A 23308-nucleotide genomic window follows, 5' to 3' on the forward strand; every position below is an offset into this window, starting at 1 on the left:
TCCGCTTGTCAAAATCGGGTGTCATAAAAGACCCCGAGCAAACGCGGTCTGGGATCTCATCGTGGTGAAACCGCGTTCGTCGGGGTCTTGATCGGGGAGTTCAAAGCTCGGGAAATTCCAGAGCGTTTAGGCGTCGTCTCGGTGACGCCACCGCACCAGCAGGATGCCCACCAGCAACACGATCGCGCCACCCACGCCAGCCCAGAGCAACGAGGAGGTACTGCCGGTCTTGGCCAGTTCATCGTCAGCTACCTGGGGGTTGTGTTCACCGTTGTTGCTGTCTGACTCGGCCCGGTCGGTGTCATCCACCTCTGCCGGGGCATTGACCGGCTTGGCGACGTCCGGGGTCGCGGGGCTAGATTCGGTGTCTGCGGGCTCTTCACTGGTCTGGGTAGGGGATTCTTCCGGTTCGTGTGTGGGGGTTTCTGCGGGGGTTGGGGGCTGCTGGGGCGTTGCTTCGGGCGACGTCTCAGAGTCTGCCGGCTCCTCGGCTGGGGAACTGGACGCTACGGCCGGCTGAGTCTCGGTCCGGAAACTCAGCTCCACCTGGTCTTCGTGCCCGTGTTGCCGGGCGGTGACGAGCAAGAGCGCCTGAGAGCGACGGTGTGACTCGGGGTGTACCGGCAGAGTGACGAACCGGTGTTGGGAGACGTGGGATTGTTCCAGTGTCCAAGTCACGGTGTCTTCGTCAGGAGAATCCGCAGTGTGCGCTAGGTAAATCTCGTCGCCGTGCGCCACGCGTTGTAGGTCGACCGGTTCGCCGTCTTCATCGGTGTAGGTGTACTCCAGGCCGGAGTCTGACTCAGCCGACAGGGCCAGATGGCCTGATGCGGCGTCGATGGTCACCGGCCCCAGCAAGGTCGGGTCTGACGCATCACGGTCGGCAGGAATGAGAAACTCTTCGGCGTCCACCTGCAGGCTCCCCGGGGCCGCCGCGGTGCTCTGATGCGCCTGAAGATCAAGTCCCGAGGCCTCTTCGATGAGATAGTCGTAGACTGCCCGCACGTGATCCACCGAGTTCTCACCCAGATCGGCGCTACGGTTTGAGGCCGAGACGGTCTTGTCCTCCAGCTTGATCTCGTCGGTATAGTGCCAGATTGCCGCCTGGGTGGCAGCGATGGCCTCGTCGCTGGCCAACTGGCTGACTCCGGGTACGTTGGCCGCCAGCTCCTCCAGTTCCAGGGCCGGGTAGGAATTCTGCACGATCCACCCCACCCGCAAAGAGGTGGAGGCATCCCGCGTGTGCTCCGGGCCCGGGGAGGTTTTGGCGAAATCGTCCCACCGATCTACGGTGCCGATAGAATCGATCAAGGTCGCTTGCGAGATCTCCAAACAGTAGGCCGGAATTGTCTCGCCGTTGATCTCAACCTGGAACAGGCCGGTGGCCACCGTCCGGGGGTTGCTCCCGTCGGCCTCAGTGGTGTGCACGCGGTAGCCGGGTTCACCGTGGCCGGTCAGTGTGGTGGAATCACCCACATCAAAGTCCGGGACCGAATGCCATGAGGCCGTCTCGTGTGAGCCGGTATCCCGCCAGACGCCGGTGAATCGTGTCTGCGTGATCTGGTGGTCGGTGACAGTGGCGTGGGCGAGATCCGGGGAAGCGGTCATCGCCACGGCCACACCCAGCGTGGCCCCGGTGGTCAGCAACCGGGTAGGAATCAGAGGTGTTGAGCGTGCGTTCACAGCGAGTTTCCCTTCAGCAGAGATGTATCGGACGGTGTTTACGCTAGGAGCCGGTGGGTTACCCCGGGCCGGGACCGAACTAATCTGTGGATACAGCCTGCGCTGTGGATGAGGCTTCGCATGGATCGAGCCCGATATGCTATGCGAGCCCTGATGCAGCCGATCGGCAGGTCACGTCGCTGATTGGCGCCTGAGCGATCATCGGTTACAGTGGATGCATCAATCGTTCAGAGCGCCCGAGAAACCTCGCTCGTTGACGCCGCAGTAATCGCCTGTTCTTTCGGGAGCGGGCGCTCATGCCAACAATGATGGAGGCATTACCGGCTGTGAGTTACGCACATTTTTCCCGTCAGTTTCGGCAGCTCTTTGACGAGATCGGCCGTGGTGATCGCGCGCGAGAAGCCGGGCGACATCTTCCGATCATTCCGCTCGAGCAGTTGCGCGATGCCGGGCTCGGGGCCGTTACGGTGCCCCGACAGGATCCGCAGCAACCGGTCGCGAGCTTCGAGACGGTGCTGCGCCTGATGATGGATCTCGCCACCGAAGATGTGAACGTCGCCCATATGTGGCGATCGCATGTGGTGTTTATTGAGTATTTGCGCGCGGTGACCACCTCGTCCGAGATGCAGCAGTGGTGGCATCGGATTGACCAGGGCGAGTGGGGCGGTTCGGCGTTGTCAGCCACGATGGATCAGGTCTCCCAGCCCACCACAGTCAGCGCCGATGAGGTGGGCAACCTCACCGTGTCGGGCACCAAGTACTACTCCACGGGCACGCTGGCCTCGACCTGGACGATGGTGGGCGTGGATCGTGACCATGATTTGGCGCTGAAACGAGCCCGTCAGCGACGCCGTCATGGCGAATCGGGGGTGCGCGTTGAGGATTGTCTGTCCGCGGTGGCCGTGGTTGCGGTGAAACAGCCCCGCGTGCGAGTCCGTGATGACTGGGACGGATTTGGGCAACGGCTGACTGCGACCGGATCGCTGATCATGAAAGACGCTTTGGCCGAGGCGGTTTATGACCGGCCGGGTGATTCCCGGCGGGGTATTCTCAACGTGATGCTTGAGGTCACGTTGCTGGCCCTGCAGGCCGGTATTGCCCGGGCGGCGTTGCGCGATGGGATGGCCGCGTTGCAACAGCGCACCCGCGTTTTCAACACCTCGACCGGGTCCACCCCGCGCGAAGACGATCAACTGTTGGGGATTGTGGGAGAACTCTCCGCCAAATCAGCGCTGTGTGAGCAAGCGGTGCGCGCGATCGGTGCGCAACTGGATGAGGCCGTGGTAGCCCAAGAGGCCACCGACGCTGGTCGTCAAGAGACTCAGCCCGGTTCCGGGTGGATCGAGACGCTGGTGGCCTCCCAGCGGGCAGCGATTACGGTCCCGTCATTGGCGTTGGAGGTCTGCACCGGTATTTTTGACGTGCTCGGGGCCTCGGCGACCTCCACCGGTTTGGCCCTGGACCGGCACTGGCGCAACGCCCGGACCTTGGCCACCCATGATCCGTCGGTCTTCAAGGCCAGGATGGTCGGTGACTGGGAAGTCAACGGAACCGTGCCCAGCACCTATCTGGCGCAGAACCGATAGCCCCGGCAGCACGCCCCGGTAGCAACCGGTCTCCACTCGCACTGCGGTTTGCCTCACCCACATTCTGTCGAAAAGCCCCAGGTCAGGTGATGGTCTCGTCCCATCCAGAGTGGCTGAGAGACTTGGCTCGTTGACGCCGCAGCAACCCGTGGTCCACGGTCCGTGCCCGGGTGCTAATGCCAAGACCGATGGAAGGAGTATCTTTCGATGTCGACCACCCCTGAAACCGGCCAGAACGGTGAGCGCGAGATTTTCTTCAACGCTTTCGACATGAATTGCGTGGTGCACCAGTCCCCGGGGCTGTGGCGCCACCCGGAGGATCACGCCCGGGAATACAACACGATCGGCTACTGGACCAAGCTGGCCCAGATCTTGGAAAAGGGCCTGTTCGATGGGCTATTTATTGCCGATGTGCTCGGTCCCTACGACGTCTTTGAGGACTCACCCCGGGCAGCGCTGAATTCCGGGGCCCAAGTGCCGGTCAACGACCCGTTCTTGCTGGTCTCGGCGATGGCCGCGGTGACCGAGAACCTCTCCTTTGGGGTCACCGCCGGTACCGCCTATGAGCACCCCTACCCCTTCGCTCGGCGACTGGCGACCTTGGATCATCTCACCGACGGCCGGATCGGGTGGAACGTGGTCACCGGGTATCTGCCCTCCGCGGCCCGCAATATGGGCAATGTCGATCAGATGGAACACGACGAGCGCTACGATCACGCCGATGAGTACATGGACGTGGTCTATAAGTTACTCAATGGCTCCTGGGAGCTCGATGCGGTGGTCGAGGATCGTGGCACCGGGGTGTTCACCGATCCGACCAAGGTGCATAATATCAACCACCAGGGTCGGTACTTCTCCGTTCCCGGCACCGCGGTCACCGAGCCCTCCCCGCAACGGGTGCCATTGATTTTCCAGGCTGGTGCCTCCACCCGAGGTCGGGCGTTTGCCGGTAAGCACGCTGAAGCCTCCTTCATTAACTCGCCCACCCCACAGCTGATGAGCGCGACTGTGGAAAAGCTACGCCAGGCGGCAGTGGATGCCGGCCGTGACCCCTATGATCTGCGGATCTTCGCGATGCTGACGGTGATCACCGCAGCCACCGATGACGAGGCCCAGGCGAAGTTTGAAGACTACGCCAGCTACGCCGATGTGGAAGGCGCCCTGGTGCTGATGTCAGGCTGGATGGGCTTGGACCTGTCCACGTTCGATCTGGACGAGCCGCTGGGTGAGGTGGAATCAAACGCGATCCAGTCCACGGTGGAGACCTTCAAGCAGGCGTCGGGAGATGACGGGGAGTGGACCGTGCGCAAAATGGCCGAATGGGTCGGTGTGGGCGGCTTCGGCCCGGTCATCGTCGGCTCCGGCGAGACCGTGGCCCGGAAGATGATCCAGTGGCAGGATGAGACCGATATCGACGGGTTCAATTTAGCCTATGCGGTCACCCCAGGCACCTTCGAGGACATCGTCGAGTACGTGGTGCCACAGCTGCAGAAGCTGGGGCGGTACAAGACCGGCTACGCTCCGGGCACGTTGCGTCAGAAGCTGTTTGGTCAGGGCGATCACCTCAATGAACGCCACCACGGTTCCCAGTTCACGCCGGGATCTTTGCAGCGCTAGGACCGCTAGACAACAAACCGGCAGGGCCTCTCCCGCTGAGGGAGAAGCCCTGCCGGTTTTCTCATGCCGTGTGGGACTCAGCGAGCCCCGGCCCTTACTGGTTGCGGTCCTTCCTGGATACCTTGGGTAGCGGGGCCGAGCTAGTGCGGGCAGCCAGGGTACCGTGCTTGGCCCTGGGCTCGATCGTTTCCAGATCCAGGTACGGATCGCGCATGACCGGAGCCGGTTCTTCGGCCTCGGGCTCGACGACCACATCATCGGTGTTGAAGTCATCGTCGGCGTCACGACGGGCGTATTCCTCCGGTGGCAGGACTTTCTTCCACTCGCGAGTCCGGATCTGGGGCAATTCACCGGCGTCCTCACGCAGGGCGCGGTAGAGCGCGTACATCTGGAAGTAGCCCATCACGAAGAATGGCAGACCGACCAAGATAATGGTCTGTTCCAGTGCAGTCAGACCGCCCTCAGCGGAGAAGACCAGCAGGGTGGCGGTGATCAGACCGATGGCCACCGCCCAGAAGATGCGTTGGCCCAGCGGGTTGTAGTCCTCGTGACCGTTGGTCATGGTGTCGGTGACCAGTGCGGCCGAGTCGACTGAGGTGATGAAGAAGATCACCACGAGGATGATGGCCAGGATCGACATCGGGTAGGACCACGGGTGGTGTTCCAGGAAGGCGAAGAGCGCGCCGGGGATGTCTCCCTCGTCGACCACGCGCTCGACCAGCCCACCGTCGCCATTGAGCTCGATATCGAAGGAACCGTAGCCGAAGATACCGAACCACAGGATGGAGAAGGCCGATGGAATAGCCAGCACACCGAGCACGAACTGACGCACGGTGCGACCCTTGGAAATGCGGGCGATAAAGATTCCGACGAACGGCGACCAGGTGATGGTCCAGGCCCAGTAGAACACGGTCCAGGTGTTCTGCCAGCCGGTATCAGCGAAGGTGTCGTTCCACAGCGCCATTTCGGGCAGGTGGTGCAGGTAGCTTCCCAGGGACTCGAAGGTACCGCGCAACATGAACAGGGTCGAACCGGTGATGAGCACGAAGATCAGCAGACCGATGGCCATCACGATGTTGATGTTGGAGAGCACTTTAATGCCCTTATCCAGCCCCAGCGACACCGAGAGCAGAGCCACACCGGTGACCACACCGATAATGATCAGCTGCCAGCCAGCCGAGTTCGGCACACCGAAGAGCTGACCCAGACCACCGTTGATCTGCAGGGTACCCAGACCGATGGAAACCGCAACACCGAAGACGGTACCAACGATGGCCACCACGTCGATGAACTTACCGATCGGACCGTGGATTCTTTCACCCAGAATGGGCTGGAAGATCGAGGACACCCGCGGGGGCAGGTTGCGTTTGTGAATGAAGTAGGCGAAGCACAGTGCCGGCAGGGTGAAGATGGTCCAGGTGTGCAACGTGAAGTGATAGAAGGTGAAGTTCATCGCCTCCGCGGCGGCCTCGTCGGTACCTGCCTCAATGCCCAGCGAGGGGCCGCGTGGCGGATCACCGAAGTGGCTGACCGGTTCGGCCACACCCCAGAACATCAGAATCGAACCGATACCGGCCGCGAACAGCATCGCGAACCAGGCTAGACCGGAGTGCTCGGGCTTTTCGTCATTGGGGCCGAGCTTGACGCGACCGAACCGGCCAAGCGCGATGTAGATCAAGAACCCCAGGAAGACGGTCACACCTAGGACGTAGAACCAACCCAGGTTGGTCAGCAACCAATCGGAGGCGGTGGAGACTGCCCCGCCCAGTGGCTCGGTGAAGGCGATGGTGGCAATCACGAACAGAATGATGATCCCGGCGGAGGAAAAGAAAATCACCGGGGATGTTTTCAACTTTAACGCGTCGTGCAATTTGGTCAACATCGGTGCCTAAGCACTCCTGACAAGGTTGAGTAGATGATGAACCGAGCCATCGGCCACGACCCAAGGGCGGGTATTCGTCGTCTCAGGCACGTTCAGGCCCTGGTTTTCAGGGCTGAGCTATACGATACAGAAGTAGGTGTTAAATGCAAGTGAATTAGGTGATATTGATGGTGACTCATAGATGAACAACGGCGTGACGGAGCCGTTATGACGACGTAACACGGGAGGTCTCAGGTTCTGGTGTGCTGTTGCTCTCGAGCATCACAACCGAGCCCGAACCCCCGCTCATTGAGGGATCCAGGCCCGGATATGACGGTGTATGACACGGCGGGTGAACGCCGGTGGTCATCATGAGTTGGCGTGTGCACCGCCGGACGGCTTGGTGGTCTTGGAGGTGGAGTTCGACGTCGAGTTGGACGTGGTGTCGGAATCAGCGGATGTGCCGGTGTTCTCGGACTGGGCGGTCTCGGAGGTGTAACCGGTGGAGCTGTCGACGATGCCGGCGGCGGTTTCAGCAGCGTCGCCCAGAGCCGGAGACTTTTCCTTGACCACACTGGTCACCTTGGAGGTCACATCGTGTACCTGTTGCTGGGTCTTGGGGTCGGTCCAGAATTCCTGGGCCTGGCGGGCGATCTCCTCGGCCTGCTTGCGCCCCTCGCGGGAGCCCAAAAAGTACCCGGCGGCAGCACCGGCACCGAAGGTCAAGATGTTACGAAAGCTGAAAAGACCCATGTCATTCTCCTTTTTCTTCACCCGAGGTGGGGGTGATACGAAATGGTGGACACCCGATTTTCAAGCGAGGGTGCTCTCACTTCGATTCTTCCCTACGGCTGTAGCAAGGTCAATGTTCGACGTCTTCCCAGGACACGCAGGACCGAACTTGGTGCCTCAAGGCCTGCTCGAGCCACCAAGCGCCACCATCCGAGGCGATCTTGGCATCCACGATCAGCGGGGTGCCGGTCAGGCGACCGTGCTCATCGGCGCTCACGGCGGTCTCGAGCCAATCGGTGACCTGGCTGAGGTCCTCGGCGACACGCACGGTGATCCCCCGGGCCCCGTAACCGATAGCGATCCGGGCGAAGTCGGTGTCGGGGAAGGTCACCGCGTTCCGGGCAGTATCTTGCCCCGGTTGCAGGCCGAAGTGATGGAGCTCGGCCCCATAGGCGGCATCGTTATAGATGATCACGACCGCTGGGATGCGCAACCGAACCAGGGTCTCCAGTTCGGAGATGCCCATGGCGAATCCGCCATCGCCGGTGCCGAGGACCGGCATGCGGGTCGGTTCGGCGAAGGCAGCACCGACCAGCGTGCCCAGTCCCAGCCCGATGGACTGAAAGGCCTGGGTGAAACAGAATCCGCGCACGTCCGGAACGCGCAGATAGGCCACCGGGTAGCCCATGAAGTTTCCCGAATCGGTGGTCACCACGCGCTGTTCGGGCAACAGCCGGTTGAGTTTGGTAGAGAGCACGCGGGGGTCAATACGGTCCTCGGTGCTCAGATCGCCACCGGCAAGGGGGACCTCGTTGAAGTATTTTGCCGAGAGCTTGGTACGCACGTGATCGGTGCGGTACCCGGTCACCGACGGTGTCTCGGAATGTTCCGCAGCGTCATGGTGTAGGCGAGTTAGCTCGGCGTTGACGGCCTCCGCCACCGCAGCGGAATCAGCCACCAGGGTTTGGGAGACCTCTCGGAATTTCCCGATCGCCCACGGGGAATGGTCCACCTGGATCAGGGTGGCCTCGTCGTTAATCAGCTCCCCGTGGCGGGTGGTCCAGTCGTTCAGGGCACAACCAAAGGACAGCACCAGATCGGCCTGGGAGATGAGCTCGGCGGTCACCGGAGAGGAGAATCCACCGGAGATGCCCAGGTTCCACGGGTGTCCCTCGAAGAGTCCGTTGGCCACCGCGGAGGTGGTCAGCAGTGCCCCGGCGGTTTCGGCCAGAGCGATGATCTCGGTGCGGGCGTGCAACGCGCCCCGACCAGCCAGTACCACCGGGCGCTGGGCGTGAAATAAGGATTTGGCTGCTCGGGTCACCTGGGAAAGTTGCGGGATGGTGCCGGTGCGCGGGCCCCGGTGGGGGACTTGACGTTCGGCGGTGACCGGTTGGGTCTGCAGATCGATCGGTAAGTTCAGCACCACGGTATGACGTCGGGCGAGATGTTGGAAGACCTCGTCAAGTACTGTCGCCACTTCATTGGGGTCACTGATGCGTAGCGGGGTGGCACCCACGGCTTCCACCAGGCTGAACTGGTCGATCTTGAAATTCGAGCCCACCGACTCCTGGGGTGTTTCAGCGGTGAGCACCAGCATGCCGGTGCCGGATTTGGCGGCTTCGGTCAGTCCGGTCAGGGTATTGGTCAGCCCGCACCCTTGGTGGACGCTGACCGCAGCGAACCCGGTGGGGTTCAGCTCGGGACGGACCTGTCGGGTTTCGGGGGAATCGAGGCTGGCCAATCGGGTGTAGGCGTCGGCCATCGACGCGGCTGCTCCCTCGTGGCGGGCTGCGGTGAACTCGATCCCGGCGGCGATCAGCTGGTTGGTGAGATGAAAGTTCCCCGAGCCGACCACACCGAAGACGTGGGTCAGGCCGTGCTCGGCTAAGATCTCGGCCACACGTTGGACCAGAGTCGGCTGGGCGGGTGAGTCGTGCGGGGCGGGTTGGGGTTGTTGAGCTGGTTGTTCGGTCATCGGCGATCACCGTCTGAGCTGGAAGGACTGGCGGGGCTGGAAGGATAAGACGGGCTGGCGGGGTGCTGGCCGGCCACGGCACCGGGGCGTTCAACGATCGCGAAGACGCGCGCCGGGGCGGCGGTGCCGTTTTTGATCGGCAATGGGGCGACGACGATCAACGCGCCGGTGGGTGGTAGCTGATCGAGGTTTTGGAGGGAGGTGACCCCATATTTATCGGCCCCGAGCAGATAGTGGTGCACCGGGAAGGCCGGCTCGAATCCGGCAGCCAGGCCGGCATCGATGCCGACGGTTTCAACTCCGAAACCGGAGACCTCCTCACGCTGGGAGAGCCATTCGGCGGCTGCGGGCGACACCCCGGGGGTGTGGGGGCCATGCTGGTCAGCGTTGAGGGATTTTTCGGGATCGCGGGCGTAGGCATCCCAGCCGGTGCGTAGTAACACCCAGCAGTTTGGCGGTAAGGGGCCGTAGGTGCGCTCCCATTGCTGAACGTCGGCAATCTCCAAGCACCAGTCGGCATCAGCCCGCGCCTCGGCGACGAAATCGAGGACCACGGCCGGACCAATCAGTCGGGTTGGGGCCAGCTCGTGGATGTGCTTGCCATCGCGACCGGTGATCCAGTGGGCGGGGGCATCGACGTGAGTGCCCACGTGTTCACCCATCCGGAAATTATGATGCGCCCACAACGGGGCCCGCTCATCGAAGGCGGCCACCGGCTCGAGGGAGAAGTCGTGCAAATTGATGTAGGGGGCGGGCAGGCGCAACACCGCAATATCGGCTGAGAGCTCGTTGGTGAGATCGATGATCTCCACCGTGCCTGTTGCCTGGGCCCGCACCAGGGCGTCGATCAGTGAGCCCTGGACCGGGGGTCGTTGGGAGTCGTTCACAACTTGACCCTACTACGGCTGACGTGAGTGTGTCAGGACCTGTCAGGGTTGTGCCGGTCCACGGTGGTGCGCCAACAGTCGCGCACGCCTCAGGCAGCCGGCCGACAGAGCCTCAACCCCACGCGGCGATGAGTTGTTTGTCGACGGCGAGCCGGTCGGCGGGGTCGAAGATGCCACCGGTGACTAGCACCTCATCGGCCTCGTAAAATTCGGCCAGCTCACGCACCCGGGCGGCCACGGTCTCGGGGGTGCCGGCCAGGCCTTGAGCGAGGTGCTCATCGGTGTGCGCACGTTCGCGGGCGGTGGCGTGATCCAGGGCGTGGCGGACCTCGGTGGGATCGTCCAAGGGTGGGAAGGCGCCCACGTTCCGGGAGCGGGCCATCGCCCAGGCCTCGGAGAGCAACAGGTCGTGGGCGTGGGCTTCCGTCTCGGCTACTGCCACGTTGAGGGATAAAATCACCCGGGGTTGCTGGTTGCGGTGCGGATCGGGGACAAACTCATCCCGATAGGCGGCCAGTTCCTCGCGGTGGGCTACGGAGAACTGGGGGAGGGCCGGTCCGCCGATCACCACACCGGCCCCCACCTCGGCGGCAGTGGCCACCGAACGCTTTGAGGCGAGCACAAACAACGGGGTGGTTGCCTCATTCGGTGGTTGCAGGGTGATCTCAGCAGTCCCGTTCAACAAAGCGATGATCTCGCGCAGTTGCTCAGGGAAATGGTAGCGGTCGGCATGTTGTTGGTGGAGTGCGCGACGGATTGGGGCCGTGAAGCCGACCGACGAGCCCAGCCCGATATCGATCCGGGAGGAGAACAGGGCCTCCAGGGTGCTGATGTACTCGGCGGCCACGAGGGGCTGATGGCTAGGAGTCATGATCCCACCGGAGCCGATCCGGATGGTCTGGGTAGCTTGGGCGATGGCGGCCATCAACACGGCGGGGGTGGATCCGGCGATGCCGGGGACCGCGTGGTGTTCGGCGACCCAAAACCGGTGGTACCCCAGGGTTTCGGCGTGTTGGGCGCGGGTGATGACGTCATGCAGGACCGCACCGGCTGAGGAGCCAGTTCGCGTATTGGCCCGATCCAGGATGGACAGGGGCAGGGATGTCTGCCTCGGTGGGGATATTGGCTCTGCACAGGTCATCTCTCTAGCCTATCCCGCCGGGAGTGCTTCGGGCTGATGTGCGCACAACCAGCGGTTGTGCACTCGGTAGACCAGTTCGAGCCCGAGCGATCCGGCAACCGCAATCCCGATTGAGGCCAGCAGGATCGGGGTGGGGGGCAGGATGAACTGGTGGTACCACTGCGAGAAGGGCATGGCGACCACCAGCACGAGGCCGGCGTACATGATCGCCAGGATCCCGATCTTCTGCCAATTCAGCGGACGGGAGATGACATTTAGTAGCCACAATCCGGTCAGGGTCAAGGTGATCATGGTGGCGGTTTGGAGTTGTTCCATGGTCAACGCAGCACCGGCGACGTGCTCTGCGGCGGCGACGTACCCATCCCAAGAGGCCGGGGAGCCCAGCGCGTCGAGGGGGTCGTCGAAGAAGGGGAGCTCGCCGGCGAAGGATCTGGCATAGCACCGGCCTACCAGGTTGATCGCCACCAGTGCGAGGACGATGACCGCCCCGGAGGGGATGGCGAAACGCAGTGCGCGGTGGAGAAAACCGGGCACATAGCGACGCGGGTTGGGCATCAGGGCGAGGAGGAAGGACGCGATGCCGATGAACAGTGCGTCGGCGGTGGAGGCTTGGCGGGGCAGGAGCGGGTATTGCCAGAACAGCAGAGAGAAGATCAGCACGAAGCCGAATGCGTAGGCGGTTTTGGCCAAGAACAGATGCGCTAGGCGCTCGACGTTGGCGATAACTTTGCGACCCTCGGCCAGTACTGAGGGGAGGCGGTCGAATTTTGAATCCAGTAGCACCATCCGGGAGATGGCCTTGGTGACCGGGGCAGCGTTGCCCATGGCGATCCCCAAATCTGCGGACTTCAGCGCCAGGGCGTCATTGATGCCATCTCCGGTCATGGCCACCGTGTGACCGGAGGCGCGCAGGGCCTCGACCATGCGTTTCTTCTGGTCCGGGGAGACGCGGCCGAAGACGGAATATTCGTCCATGATGCCGGCCAGTTCGGCGTCATTTTCGGGTAAATTGCGGGCGTCGAAGGCGAGGCTGGGGGCCGTACTCTGGGTGCGCTCGCTAGCTGGGGCGTCGTGCTCCCAGCCCACGGCACGGGCCACGGCTGCCACGGTGTGGGGAGAGTCCCCGGAGATGACCTTGAGCTGTACGCCTTGGGAACGGAAATAGTTCAGGGTCTCTGCGGCGTCTTCACGCACGTTCTCTCCGAAGGTCAGCACCAGCTCGGGTACTAAGCGATCGGGCAGGTCAGCGCTGTCACCGAACCAGGGGTGCTCGGCGGTAGCATGAGCAGCACCGGCGTGGGCTCGGGCCAGCACCATGGTGCGCAGACCGTTGGTGGCCAGGGCGGTGGTGTGTTGCTGAATGACCGGTGCCAGCGTGGGATCCAGCTGGGAAATCAGGGCCTCCGGGGCGCCCAGAAACCAGCCACCGGTCACCTCGTCTGCTGCCGGGTCCGCGGTAGTGGGGGTGCCGAAGCTAAAGGCTGACCAGCGCCGTTCGGAGGCGAAGACCACGTGATCGGTCAGTGGCTGATCGGGTTGCTGGGTGAAGTGTTCCCGCAACGCGATCGCGGTGGGGTTGGCGTTGGGGTCGGCGCCAATGGTGGCCAGTACCTGTTGCCAGGCGGGTGGCTGGGCCGTGGAGTCAGTGGCCGATGTGGTTGGGGTCCTCAGCGTGGTGAGATCACCGCTCGTCGGGTCGATCCGGTAGGCGGCGTCGAACAGGATGCCACCTTCGGTCAGAGTGCCGGTTTTATCCAGACAGACCGTGTCGACACGGGCTAAGATTTCCACGGCGGGTTGTTCTTGGATCAACACTTTTTTGCCGGTGAGCGACAGTGCGGCCATAGCGAAGCTGATCGTGGTCATCAGGGCCAGGCCCTGCGGGATCATGGTGGTAATACCGGCGATGGTCGAGATCAGCGGGGTCTCCAGACTGCCGTGGCCTAAGACCTGGTCCCATCCGCCCACGGCCATCACCTGGCCGAAAAGGGTGATGGCGATCAGCGGGATGAGTGAGACCGTGATCCAGCCGGCGACTTTTTCCAGCCCGGCGCGTAGCTCGGAGTGCACGGTGGTGAATTCGCGGGCTTTCAAGGTGAGCTGGGCGGCGTGGGAATCGTGCCCCACCCCGGTGATACGCATCAGGGCGGTTCCGGAGACAACTGAGGTGGCTGACAGCACGGTGTGCTGGACTTTTTTCGCCACCGGGTCGGCTTCACCGGTGACCAGAGATTCATCGACCTCAAAATCCTGGGAGGAGATCACCACCCCGTCGGCCGGGACTTGATCGCCACGACGCAGCACCACGACATCGTCGAGCACCGCGTCGGTGAGGCCGATCGAGGTGGGGGTACCGTGGCGCATCACCACAATGTCGTCCTGATTCAGCAACGCGATGCGATCGAGTTTCTTTTTCGCCGAGTACTCCTGGATCACGCCGATGATCACGTTGGACAGCGCGGCCAAGGAGAACAACAGGTCCAGCCAGCGGCCTAAGAGGATAATGCCCAGCGCGCAGAGTCCAATCACCAGATTGAACATGGTGAATAAGTGGGTGGACAGGATCGCCCACAGCGTGCGGGAGGTGCCCGCAGGTTGGGTATTGATCAGCCCGCGGTCGATGCGGGCCTGTACCTGCTCGCCCGTGAGGCCCTGGGTGCCGGTGACCAGGCCGGGGTCGTTGACATCGCGCTCGCGGAGGAATTTTGCGCGAGCGTCGGGGGATGGGTCAACCTCGGTGGAGGGTTGAGAGCGTTTCCGGATCTTGCGGGTACGCTGGCTACTCTCCGGGTCAGTCACCGTGGTGTTCCTCCCTGGGCTGTGTGATGTGGTCTGGGGATGGGCCGGGTGTCGGTCCGGGCCTTACTTTAGCCGGTGGGGGGTGTGGGTGGGGTCCTCCTGGAGGATGATGTCGCTCATCGAGACTCACAGTAAGTTTCCAGCTGGTTCCCGGCCAGCTTTCATCGCGGCTTCTTAGACTAGATAGTGCCTCTTCAAGGTGTGAGTGATGAGAATAGGTGCATGGCCCCGGTCGCAGTCAGCGGCCGGGGCCATGTGCTGTTTCGGGTCAGTCACTGCTGGTGGTCACTGCTGGCGTGCTCGCCGCGGCGGTAGGTTCCGCCACGTTCGGTCAGCGAGTACAGTACCGGCACAATGATCAGCGTGACCACGGTGGAGAACGCCAGCCCGCCGATCACCGCGATCGCCATCGGGGCGGAGACGAAACTGGATTGCCCCGACAGACCCAGGGCTGGGGGAATCATCGCGCCGATGGTGGCCGCAGCGGTCATCAGGATCGGACGGATGCGGTGCCCGCCACCGTAGAGTAGGGCGTCGTTGATCGACATCTTCCGATCACGGTACTGGTTCACCAGATCGATCAGCACGATCGCGTTGGTGACCACAATGCCGATCAACATCAGCTGGCCGATCATCGCCGGGGCGCCGATGGGCGTGCCGGTCAGCAACAACGCCAAGATCATCCCGCTGATGCCGAAGGGGATCGACATCAGCAACACCAGTGGTTGGATCAGGGATTTGAACAGCCAGACCAGCACGACATAGATCAGCAAGACCGCGGCGACCATGGCCAGCATCAGCTGGTAGAAGGTGGTGTCAATGTCGCTGGCCAGACCACCGATCTCCGCGGTGACGCCTTCGGGTAGATCGGTGTCGTCCATAACCTGGGTGATCTCGTCGGTCAGAGTACCGATATCGTCGGGGTTGGTCGGAGTGGCCGAAAGGGTCACGGTACGCACCGCATTGGAGGTATTGATTTGTGGGGCGATGGAAATCCGCTCGATGTCGGCCACATCGGTCAGTGGGATCCCGCCTAAATCGAGGTCTTCCAATTCCTGGATGGTGTCAATATCGGCGGCCGGGGTGAGGTGGACGTCCAGATCGGCCCCGTCGATACTGACATTGGCCACCGGATAGTCGGTGGTGTAGGAGGTGATCAGCCCGGTGACCTCGTTCAGGGTCATTCCTGCCTCGGCGGCGGCCTGTGGATCGATGGTGATTGACACCGAGGGCTGGCTACCGGCCAGATCGGAATCGACGCGTTCGACCGAGTCGAGCTGTTCGATCTGATCGACCAGCAGGTCGTTGGCCTGAGTACGGGAATCATCGTCAAGGGCTTCCAGCACCACATCGACGGTGGAGGAGCCCAGGATGGATGAGGCATCGGTGAGCTGTATCTCACCGGCCTCAGGATGCTCTTCGCGATAGGCCGTCACGGTCTGCTCGATGGTGGCGGCGGCCTCGGCTTGATCGGCCTGGGGATCGGTAATCAGCGTGTAGTTCGCGATATTGCTGGCCAGAGCTCCGGTTGTGGCATCGGCGCCAATATCGACCTGGACCACATTGACCACCTCGAGTTGTTGTAGTTGCTCCGAAAGGCCCTCGGTCAGCTCGGTGGTGCGTTGCAGGCTCGTGCCTTCAGGGGCGGTTTGGTCCACGGTGTGCATGTTCATACCTGAGTCGCCGAGCAAGTTGACCTTCAGCAACGGGGTCAGCGCCAGGGAGCCGAGGAAGACCGCGATGGCCAGGGCGACGGTGATCCAGCGGTGTGACAGGGCCAAAGACAGCACGGGGCGGTAGCCGCGGGCCAAGACGCCGGTGGGTTCGTGAATCTCGGGCTGGGTAGCAGTCTTGAGGTCAGCCTCAAGGTCATGATCGAGGTCAGAGTCCTCCTTGGTGCTGGCAGTGTCGGTGGACGTTTTCGGAGCCCGCATAAACCAGTAGGCCAATACCGGCACAATGGTCAGTGCCACCAACACCGAGCCCAACAGCGCTAGCACCACGGTGATCGCAAACGGTCGGAAGAGCTCACCGGCCAGTCCGGAGACGAAGAACACCGGGGCGAAGACCAGCATCGCCACGACGGTGGAGGACACCACCGCGGAGGCGACTTCAGCGGTGGCCCGGTAGATGGTGGCGCGTCGTTGGGCGCGCGTGACCGGTCGCGTGGTTTTCAGGTGGCGGACGATATTTTCGATCACCACAATGGAGTCATCGACCATCCGGCCGATGGTGATCATCAAACCCGCCACCGACATCATATTCAGCGTCGTGTCGGTGATCAGCATGCCGCCGAAGGCAAATAGGACCGACAAGGGGATCGAAAGACCGGAGATGATCGTCGGCCGCACGGCGAAGAGGAACCCGAAGATCACCACCACGGCCAGCGCGAGACCGATCAGGCCTTCTTGGGCCAGCCCAGAGAGGGATTCCTCAATAAAAGGGGCCTGGTCAAAGATGACGGTGAACTGAGTGCCATGGCCGAGCTGTTCTTCAGACTCGTCGAGCACCTGGGTGATCTGGTCGGAAAGTTCGATGAAGTTGGCATCGGCGGCCGGGATGACCAGCAGAGACACACCATCCTGGCCGTTGGTGCGCGAGACGGTGGTGGGCTCAGGCTGTTCAGCCTGCACCTGGGCAAGATCACCGAGCGGGACGGGGTTCTCATCGGTGCTGATCAGTAATTGTTCGAGATCTTCGACGGCGGTGAGCTCATTGCCGATGGCTACGTCCATCTCGCTGCTGGGATCATCTTCGTCGTTGACGGTGCCCCCGGGGAGCACTACCCCGGCGTCTTCCAACGAATCGACGAGCTCGGTGCGTGAGGTACCCGCTGTGGCCATCGCCTCATCATCCGGGGTGATGCGCACTATGCGCTGGTCCCCACCAAACTGTTGGACCGAGGCCACCCCGTCAATCGTTTGCAGATCCGGAATGGTGGCCAACTCGAGATCGGCGATCAGCTCCGCGGAGTCCCGGTCCGAGGACGCAGAAAGCACCATCGCCGGGATATCACCGGTGCCACCGCTCAACACGGTCGTCGTGGTGCCCTCGGGCAACTGATCGTCGAGGTAGTTGGTGATCACTTCCGCCTGCGAGGCTGCCCGATACGTGTCGGTGCCGTATTCCAGCTCGACGGTGACCATGGAGAAGTTGGAGCTGGAGATGGCCGAGGTTTGTTTCAGCCCGTCGAGGGTGCGTAACTCACGCTCGAGCGGTTCGGCCACCAGATCGGCCATCTGCTCTGAGCTGGCGCCGGGATTCACGGCGGAGATGGCGACCGCCGGAAGCTCCACCGGTGGGATCAGCTCGCGTCGCAAGAGAAACATCGACAGGGAGCCCAGTAGCGTGATCACGATCGAGACCAACGCGATAAAGGCGCGGTTTCTCAGCGACAAGCGAGGCAAGAATGACATGGTTTAGCTCTCTTTGTCAGGACCTGGGGCAACAGGCGCCGTGATCTCAACGGCCTCGGTGCTGGCATCAACGACGCCGATCCGGCCTCCGGAAATCCCGCGGGCGGAGATGAGCCCGCGGATCCGGACTTCTTCGGACAACGGGACCGAGACCACTGCGGTGTTGGGATGATCGGGCCCTGGTCCGGGCTGGGGCGCGGGGTCGTCACCCGAGGGAGTGGGAAGGGTAGCTCGCAATCCCACGTGGTGGGGTGCTGCCATTGACTGCAGGGTAGCTTTGATGGGGCCGGTGCCCACCGCGTCAATCATCAAGGATCGTGATGCGGCGATGACGATCGATTCCAGGGTGGTCGGATCAGTGGGGCCCAGAAGATAAAGGGCCGAACCGTCATGCTCGGGACGTAAGGGAATATCAGTAATCACCAGTGCTCCTCAGAGATGAGCATGAGCGCTCCTCACGGTGCAGAGTCTGCGTGGATCGGACCACACACATGTTACCCGCCCGCGCACGGGGGCGCGAGAATTGTCAGCTGAAGCCTCGGTGTAGCGTGGGTGGCACGACCTTCGGTTTCAGGCCTCATATGGCGGTGGCCTGGCCGAGCCGTGAACAGCGTGTTGCACGCGATCGACCGCAGAGTTCGGCCCATTCTGTTGCGACGGAGATCTCAAACATGGTGTCGTGACATACGGTGATACCACCAGCTGCTCCTCGCCCGCGGGTTCCTGCTCGTAACGGTCCTCTATCACCGCTTTCACCAAGCATTCCCGAAGTATTCCAGGGGTTGGTTCCGAAGGCGGTAACGCATCGAGCTGGACGACGAGCATTGTTGGGCTTCGTCTGTCGAGGGAGAGTTCGGCCGATGTGAGAACGTCATCAGTGTGGTTGGTGCGTGCCGATGCTCGGGCATACTCCAGCAGGTGTTCAAGAGAAGAGTTGCTACAGCGGCTCGTCATGGATCGGCGCTTCTGAAAGAGAAAGGTGCTCCCGCTGCTGGGTTGCTGGTGAGCGGGAGTGTAGAAGAAGGGCTGCGGAATGCCGAAAATGCGAACGTCAGGCCGAGGTGTGCCAACCCGGAATATAAGGCACCACGACGCTTTCGGAAAACTGGCCCGAGAGCGCCGTGGTGCGAGTGAGGGCGTTGAGGGTTGAGATGTGGCTACCGATTAACGGGAACCTTCTGCTGTTGCTGGGCGGGGTAGCGGATCGACTCCACCATCTCCTGAACTTCCTGGCTGGGAGGTCTGGTGAGTTTTGAGACCACAATGGTAATCAGGAAGTTCAGCAACGCGCCGACGGGCCCGATGCCTTCCGGCGAGATACCCAGGATGGGCTCATTGGCAGGGGTGCCGAATAGCTCCAGGGTGTAGACCATGTAGCCGCCGCTGAAGACCAAACCGGTGAGCATGCCGACCGCTGCACCGATGGCGTTGGCATTCTTCCAGAAGATCCCCAAGATCAGGATCGGGAAGAACGTTGCGGCCGCCAGTCCGAAGGCGAAGGCCACTACCTGGGCCACAAACGCCGGAGGATTCAGTCCGGCAATGATTGCGATGACTACCGCAACTGCCATGGCCAGGCGTCCGACCAACATCTGCCGACTCTCGGAGGCTCTTTCCTTCGAAATCATCCGGTAGTAAATATCGTGGGAGGTCGCCGAGGAGATCACCAACAGCAGGCCAGCTGCCGTGGAAAGCGCTGCCGCCATTCCACCAGCTGCCATCAACCCGACGATGGGGGTGGGAAGGCCTCCAATTTCGGGGGAGGCGAGCACCAAAATGTCGTTGGAGACTACGAGATCCGCCGTTCCGGACACATTCGACACCGAATTAATGTCACCGGTGGTGTTCACCTCAACGAGTCCGGTTTCTTGCCATGGTGTGATCCATCCCGGAAGGCCGTCCTCGTCGGAACCCTGGGCGCCCCGGAGCAGATTGAGCTTGGTAAAGGCGCCCATCGCCGGAGCGGTCAGGTACAACAATGAGATGAAGAACAGTGCCCAGAAGGCGGAGAAGCGAGCGCCACGAACTGTTTTGGTGGTGTAGAACCGGATGATCACGTGTGGCAGACCAGCGGTGCCCAGCATGAGCGAGAGAGTGACTAGAAACACATCCAGCTGGCCCCCCTCACGACCGGCGAATGCATCGGTGAACTCATGCAGACCGAAATCCGTACGGAGCATGTTGAGTTCTTCTAAGATCTGCCCGTAAGTGATCTGGGGGATTGGAAAGTTACCGAGATACTGCGAGATGGCCACCGCGGGGATTAAGTAAGCGATGATGAGTACCACGTACTGCGCCACCTGAGTATAGGTGATGCCTTTCATCCCGCCCAGCACCGCGTAGAAGAAAATCACGGCCGCACAGGCCACCACGGCCCACTGCGGGTCCAGACCGAGGAACCGCGAGAAGACGACACCCCCACCGGTCATCTGACCGACGACGTAGGTGAAGGAAACGATGATGGCGCAGATAGCTGCCACGAGCCGGACCGTGTCGTTGTAGCGTTCGCCCACGAATTCCGGGACAGTGAACTTGCCCCATTTACGCAGGTACGGGGCCAACAACAGGGCTAGCAGAACATAGCCGCCGGTCCACCCCATCAAGTAGACCGACCCATCGGAGCCGAGGAAAGCGATCATGCCCGCCATACCGATGAAGGAAGCCGCTGACATCCAGTCTGCGGCTACCGCTGCACCGTTGGCTATCGTTGGCACCCCACGAGAAGCGACGTAGAATTCCTTGGTCTCTTTAACTCGGGAGCGCCAGGCGATGACGATATAGATACCGAAGGTCAGGATCAGGAAGAAGAATGTCCAGAATTCCAAGGAACTCATGACGAGTGACCTCCCTGCTGAGCGTCGCGCTGGTCAACTTCAGAGACGCCGAACTCTCTATCGAGCCGGTCCATCCACAGCGCGTAGACCAGAATCAGGAGCACGAAGGTGTAGATCGAACCCTGCTGGGCAAACCACATGCCCAAGGGGAATCCAAGAATCACGATGTTATTCAGAGGCTCGATCAACAGAATCCCGAAACCAAATGAAACGGTAAACCAGATGATCAGTAGCACAATCATCAGTCGAAGGTTCTTCTTCCAATAGCGTTGCCGCCAGCCGTTATCCGGAGGCGGAGCGTGTGAAGAAGGGTTTTCTTGTGCCTTGTCAGACATGTGATGCTCCTTTGTCGTCGATCGTGGGCACGGGCCCAGTAGATTCAGGAATGCGGCAAAAACGCTTGAAAGGAGACTACCTGAGTGTGCGCTACGTCACAATAAAAAATAAGAAGAGATCTACTGGTCATCATTGACTGATGGGTCACGTAAGCTTTCCACCCCAGTGCTAGGTTATGGGGCTCATCGTAATTGAGAGTGTAGAACCGGTCTGAAGCCGCCGGACTCGAGCAGACATCTCGCGATGTAGTGCGTGAGGTTGCGGAAGCCGAGTGCTGAGCCCCGTAGGTATTCGAGCCTGCCATTGATCGCTTCGGTAGGCCCGTTCGACGTTCCCGGTCGGGTGAAGAACGCCAGGATATCAGCAGCTCGACGCTTCAGAGTCCGTCCTAACCGCTTGAGTTCGGCCAGTCCTGTCGGCAGATTCGTCGTCAGATCGTCGATGACTGTTTGTAAGAGCTTCTTGCCCTCGTTGCCGTCGTTGGTTCGGTAAGCGCGCACAATGTCTTGATAGACGGCCCAGGTGACTTCGACGGCGGTGAAGTTGGCGTCGGCGAAGAGGTCTACGATCCGCTCCTGCTGTTTGGCCGTGAGCAGATCAGCACCGGTGTGCAGAGTCCTGCGCGCTCGATACAACGGGTCTGTTGCTCGTCCGCGATGCCCGGTGGTTTCCTGCTGAATGCGGCGGCGTACCTCGTCGAGGGCATCACCGGCGAGTTTGACGACGTGGAACGGGTCCATGACTTCGACAGCCTCGGGCAGTTCCTCAACGGAGGCTGTTTTGAAGCCGGAGAATCCGTCCATCGCGACGACGTCGATGCCATCACGCCAGTCTTTCGGTCGGGCTTTCAACCATTGCTTGAACACCTGTTTCGATCGTCCGGGCACCATGTCGAGCAGGCGTGCCGGGCCTGCTTTCTGGCTGATGGGAGTAAGGTCGATGATGACGGTGACGTACTTGTCACCGCGCCTGGTGTGCCGCCAGACGTGTTCGTCGACACCAATGACGCTGACCCCGTCGAACCGGGCCGGGTCGTCGATCAGCAGTCGATGTCCCTGCGCGAGGATCGCGGAGTTCGCGGTGTGCCAGGACACGGCGAGTTTGCCTGCGATCACGGACACGGTGTCGTGGTCGATGACGAGGGCACGCAGCGCCCAGTCGAGGCCGGTTCGCGAGATCTTCGCTCGTGGTGGCGCCGCAGCAGTGGTGTTCTGACGCCATACGCGGCCGCATTCGACGCATTTGTACCGGCGGAGGCGAATGTGAAGCGTGGTGGCCGGTGGCCGAAGGGTTCGTGGGCGAGGCGGCGGACGACGGTGTCGCGGACGATCCCGTGTCCGCCACACCGTCGGCACCAGTCATCGGCAGTGTTGGGCTGGCATTCCAGAATGGCTTTGTGCCCGGTGATGTGCTGGCCAATGCACGTGAGGTCAAGGGAGTCGAGCCGGCAGAACGTCGTGAGATCAGGAGATGAGAAAGTAAGCTTGGACACGTCGAGGTCTTTCGGATGGACTGTGTAAGAACTTCCATCATCGGAAGACCTCGACGTCTATCCGGGCAGCGCCACGCCGTGTCCTGGAATCACTGATCCACACCCTCAATTACGAAGAGCCGGTTATGGTTGGACACTGTGATATGTGTCACTGTAGAGTGCCGGGTATGAGCACCTCCGCACGAGAACAGACTGCATCGGCTGGCGCCGACGACCAGGGCTTATCTGGGATCGTCGCGCGATTGAAAGCAGGCAAGGCGCACGGGTGGGGAATCTTTCACCTGGGGAGCTGGCCGATGATGCTCGGCGGAATGATGTTCATTATCTCCGCTTTTCTCCCGTGGGTGTCATTGCCCTGGGTGGAGGACCTCACCGGTGAGACGTTCCATCTTCGTGGGACCGACGGCCCAGGGGTTCTCACGTTGGCGGTTGGATGCCTGGCGTTTGCGGGAGCTTTCGTGCCCCGTCGCAAACTGGCTATCGGTCATGCGGCAGGTCCGGGAGGTATCGTTGCGCTTATCGTGATGCTTCAATGCTGGAATATCGTCTCCCACTCGATTCAGCTGAATGCGTGGGGTGCTTTCGTGCCCGGAATGGGCCTGGTACTGGCCGCTGGTGGTGCGGTTCTCCTGATGAAAGCTGGGTGGACTATGTACCGCCACTGGCCACAACGCGATTCAGCGTCTTCACGCGGTTCGATCCGGTCTTCGTGAATCAACCACATGGAGGTGGTGGGTGCTGCCAAAAACTCGGATCGATATCGTCGCCGGAGCACACGAGGGGTCGGTGCGCACTCTGGTCACGTGTTTGCTAGTCTGCCAGAAATGACAACACACTGACTGGAGTGCATCGATCATCTCGACCACGATGCGCGCAGTGATCGGTCTCATTCTCCCTGACCGAGCCCTGGCGAATCCCAAGAGCTACCCATCTGTCAGGGACGTCG

At 61.7% G+C, this 23308-nt stretch carries 14 protein-coding genes, 1 pseudogene and 1 riboswitch; of the genes and pseudogenes, 3 read left to right on the forward strand and 12 right to left on the reverse strand.

The genetic code is table 11. From position 1 onward, the window contains the following. Window positions 1-126: 126 nt before the first annotated feature. Window positions 127-1683: a Cys-Gln thioester bond-forming surface protein gene (locus QDX22_RS10400; protein ID WP_279672564.1), complete on the reverse strand. Its 1557-nt coding sequence runs from the start codon at window positions 1681-1683 to the stop codon at window positions 127-129. Window positions 1684-2009: 326 nt separating this feature from the next. Here QDX22_RS10400 and QDX22_RS10405 point away from each other — a divergent pair, with 326 nt between their 5' ends. Next, window positions 2010-3269, forward strand: coding sequence for an acyl-CoA dehydrogenase family protein (locus QDX22_RS10405; RefSeq protein ID WP_233487992.1), 1260 nt, complete (start codon window positions 2010-2012; stop codon window positions 3267-3269). A gap of 97 nt (window positions 3270-3366) precedes the next feature. Continuing rightward, a riboswitch (SAM riboswitch) is annotated at window positions 3367-3464 on the forward strand. Window positions 3465-3476: 12 nt separating this feature from the next. Continuing rightward, complete coding sequence (locus tag QDX22_RS10410; RefSeq protein ID WP_110101333.1) at window positions 3477-4886, forward strand: LLM class flavin-dependent oxidoreductase; 1410 nt, start codon at window positions 3477-3479, stop codon at window positions 4884-4886. Between the two features lie 94 nt (window positions 4887-4980). Here the strand turns inward: QDX22_RS10410 and QDX22_RS10415 are convergent, their stop codons facing one another. The 11 genes and pseudogenes from QDX22_RS10415 to QDX22_RS10465 form a co-directional block, all read right to left on the reverse strand. Continuing rightward, window positions 4981-6768 (reverse strand): BCCT family transporter, encoded by a 1788-nt coding sequence (locus tag QDX22_RS10415; RefSeq protein WP_110101334.1) that lies wholly within the window; start codon window positions 6766-6768, stop codon window positions 4981-4983. 348 nt (window positions 6769-7116) lie between these two features. After that, window positions 7117-7500: a YtxH domain-containing protein gene (locus tag QDX22_RS10420; RefSeq protein ID WP_110099158.1), complete on the reverse strand. Its 384-nt coding sequence runs from the start codon at window positions 7498-7500 to the stop codon at window positions 7117-7119. A 109-nt stretch (window positions 7501-7609) separates the two neighbouring features. Next, window positions 7610-9457: a thiamine pyrophosphate-binding protein gene (locus QDX22_RS10425; RefSeq protein ID WP_110101335.1), complete on the reverse strand. Its 1848-nt coding sequence runs from the start codon at window positions 9455-9457 to the stop codon at window positions 7610-7612. Continuing rightward, the gene (locus tag QDX22_RS10430) at window positions 9454-10344 is read right to left on the reverse strand and encodes a cyclase family protein (protein WP_110101336.1); all 891 of its coding nucleotides are present in this window, start codon (window positions 10342-10344) and stop codon (window positions 9454-9456) included. Before QDX22_RS10430 ends, QDX22_RS10425 begins: the two co-directional genes overlap by 4 nt. Window positions 10345-10456: 112 nt before the next feature. Further along, window positions 10457-11485: an MsnO8 family LLM class oxidoreductase gene (locus QDX22_RS10435; protein WP_279717841.1), complete on the reverse strand. Its 1029-nt coding sequence runs from the start codon at window positions 11483-11485 to the stop codon at window positions 10457-10459. A gap of 9 nt (window positions 11486-11494) precedes the next feature. Continuing rightward, on the reverse strand, window positions 11495-14284 hold the full coding sequence (locus QDX22_RS10440) for an HAD-IC family P-type ATPase (protein WP_279717842.1): 2790 nt from the start codon (window positions 14282-14284) through the stop codon (window positions 11495-11497). Window positions 14285-14556: 272 nt separating this feature from the next. Then, complete coding sequence (locus QDX22_RS10445; protein WP_279717843.1) at window positions 14557-17700, reverse strand: efflux RND transporter permease subunit; 3144 nt, start codon at window positions 17698-17700, stop codon at window positions 14557-14559. Between the two features lie 3 nt (window positions 17701-17703). Continuing rightward, the gene (locus tag QDX22_RS10450) at window positions 17704-18123 is read right to left on the reverse strand and encodes a hypothetical protein (protein ID WP_110099162.1); all 420 of its coding nucleotides are present in this window, start codon (window positions 18121-18123) and stop codon (window positions 17704-17706) included. 734 nt (window positions 18124-18857) lie between these two features. Further along, entirely contained in the window at window positions 18858-20534 is a 1677-nt protein-coding gene (locus QDX22_RS10455; RefSeq protein WP_110099163.1) for a sodium:solute symporter family protein, read from the reverse strand. Continuing rightward, window positions 20531-20869: a DUF4212 domain-containing protein gene (locus tag QDX22_RS10460; protein WP_110099164.1), complete on the reverse strand. Its 339-nt coding sequence runs from the start codon at window positions 20867-20869 to the stop codon at window positions 20531-20533. The genes QDX22_RS10455 and QDX22_RS10460 overlap by 4 nt, the downstream gene beginning before the upstream one ends. Before the next feature lie 183 nt (window positions 20870-21052). Continuing rightward, window positions 21053-22362: pseudogene (locus QDX22_RS10465) on the reverse strand (ISL3 family transposase). A 167-nt stretch (window positions 22363-22529) separates the two neighbouring features. Between QDX22_RS10465 and QDX22_RS10470 the strand changes: the two are divergent. Then, window positions 22530-23075, forward strand: a complete 546-nt coding sequence (locus QDX22_RS10470) for a hypothetical protein (protein ID WP_199445899.1) — start codon at window positions 22530-22532, stop codon at window positions 23073-23075. The last annotated feature ends 233 nt before the right edge of the window (window positions 23076-23308 follow it).

Origin of the sequence: Auritidibacter ignavus, assembly GCF_029853775.1 — a bacterium.
In the GTDB taxonomy this organism is placed as follows: Bacteria; Actinomycetota; Actinomycetes; order Actinomycetales; family Micrococcaceae; genus Auritidibacter; species Auritidibacter ignavus.

Coding starts and splice junctions, on each gene's coding strand:
- QDX22_RS10410 (WP_110101333.1), top strand. CDS start 3,477: ATGTCGACCACCCCTGAAACCGGCCAGAACGGTGAGCGCGAGATTTTC.
- QDX22_RS10415 (WP_110101334.1), bottom strand. CDS start 6,768: ATGTTGACCAAATTGCACGACGCGTTAAAGTTGAAAACATCCCCGGTG.
- QDX22_RS10420 (WP_110099158.1), bottom strand. CDS start 7,500: ATGGGTCTTTTCAGCTTTCGTAACATCTTGACCTTCGGTGCCGGTGCT.
- QDX22_RS10425 (WP_110101335.1), bottom strand. CDS start 9,457: ATGACCGAACAACCAGCTCAACAACCCCAACCCGCCCCGCACGACTCA.
- QDX22_RS10435 (WP_279717841.1), bottom strand. CDS start 11,485: ATGACCTGTGCAGAGCCAATATCCCCACCGAGGCAGACATCCCTGCCC.
- QDX22_RS10445 (WP_279717843.1), bottom strand. CDS start 17,700: ATGTCATTCTTGCCTCGCTTGTCGCTGAGAAACCGCGCCTTTATCGCG.
- QDX22_RS10455 (WP_110099163.1), bottom strand. CDS start 20,534: ATGAGTTCCTTGGAATTCTGGACATTCTTCTTCCTGATCCTGACCTTC.
- QDX22_RS10460 (WP_110099164.1), bottom strand. CDS start 20,869: ATGTCTGACAAGGCACAAGAAAACCCTTCTTCACACGCTCCGCCTCCG.
- QDX22_RS10470 (WP_199445899.1), top strand. CDS start 22,530: ATGAGCACCTCCGCACGAGAACAGACTGCATCGGCTGGCGCCGACGAC.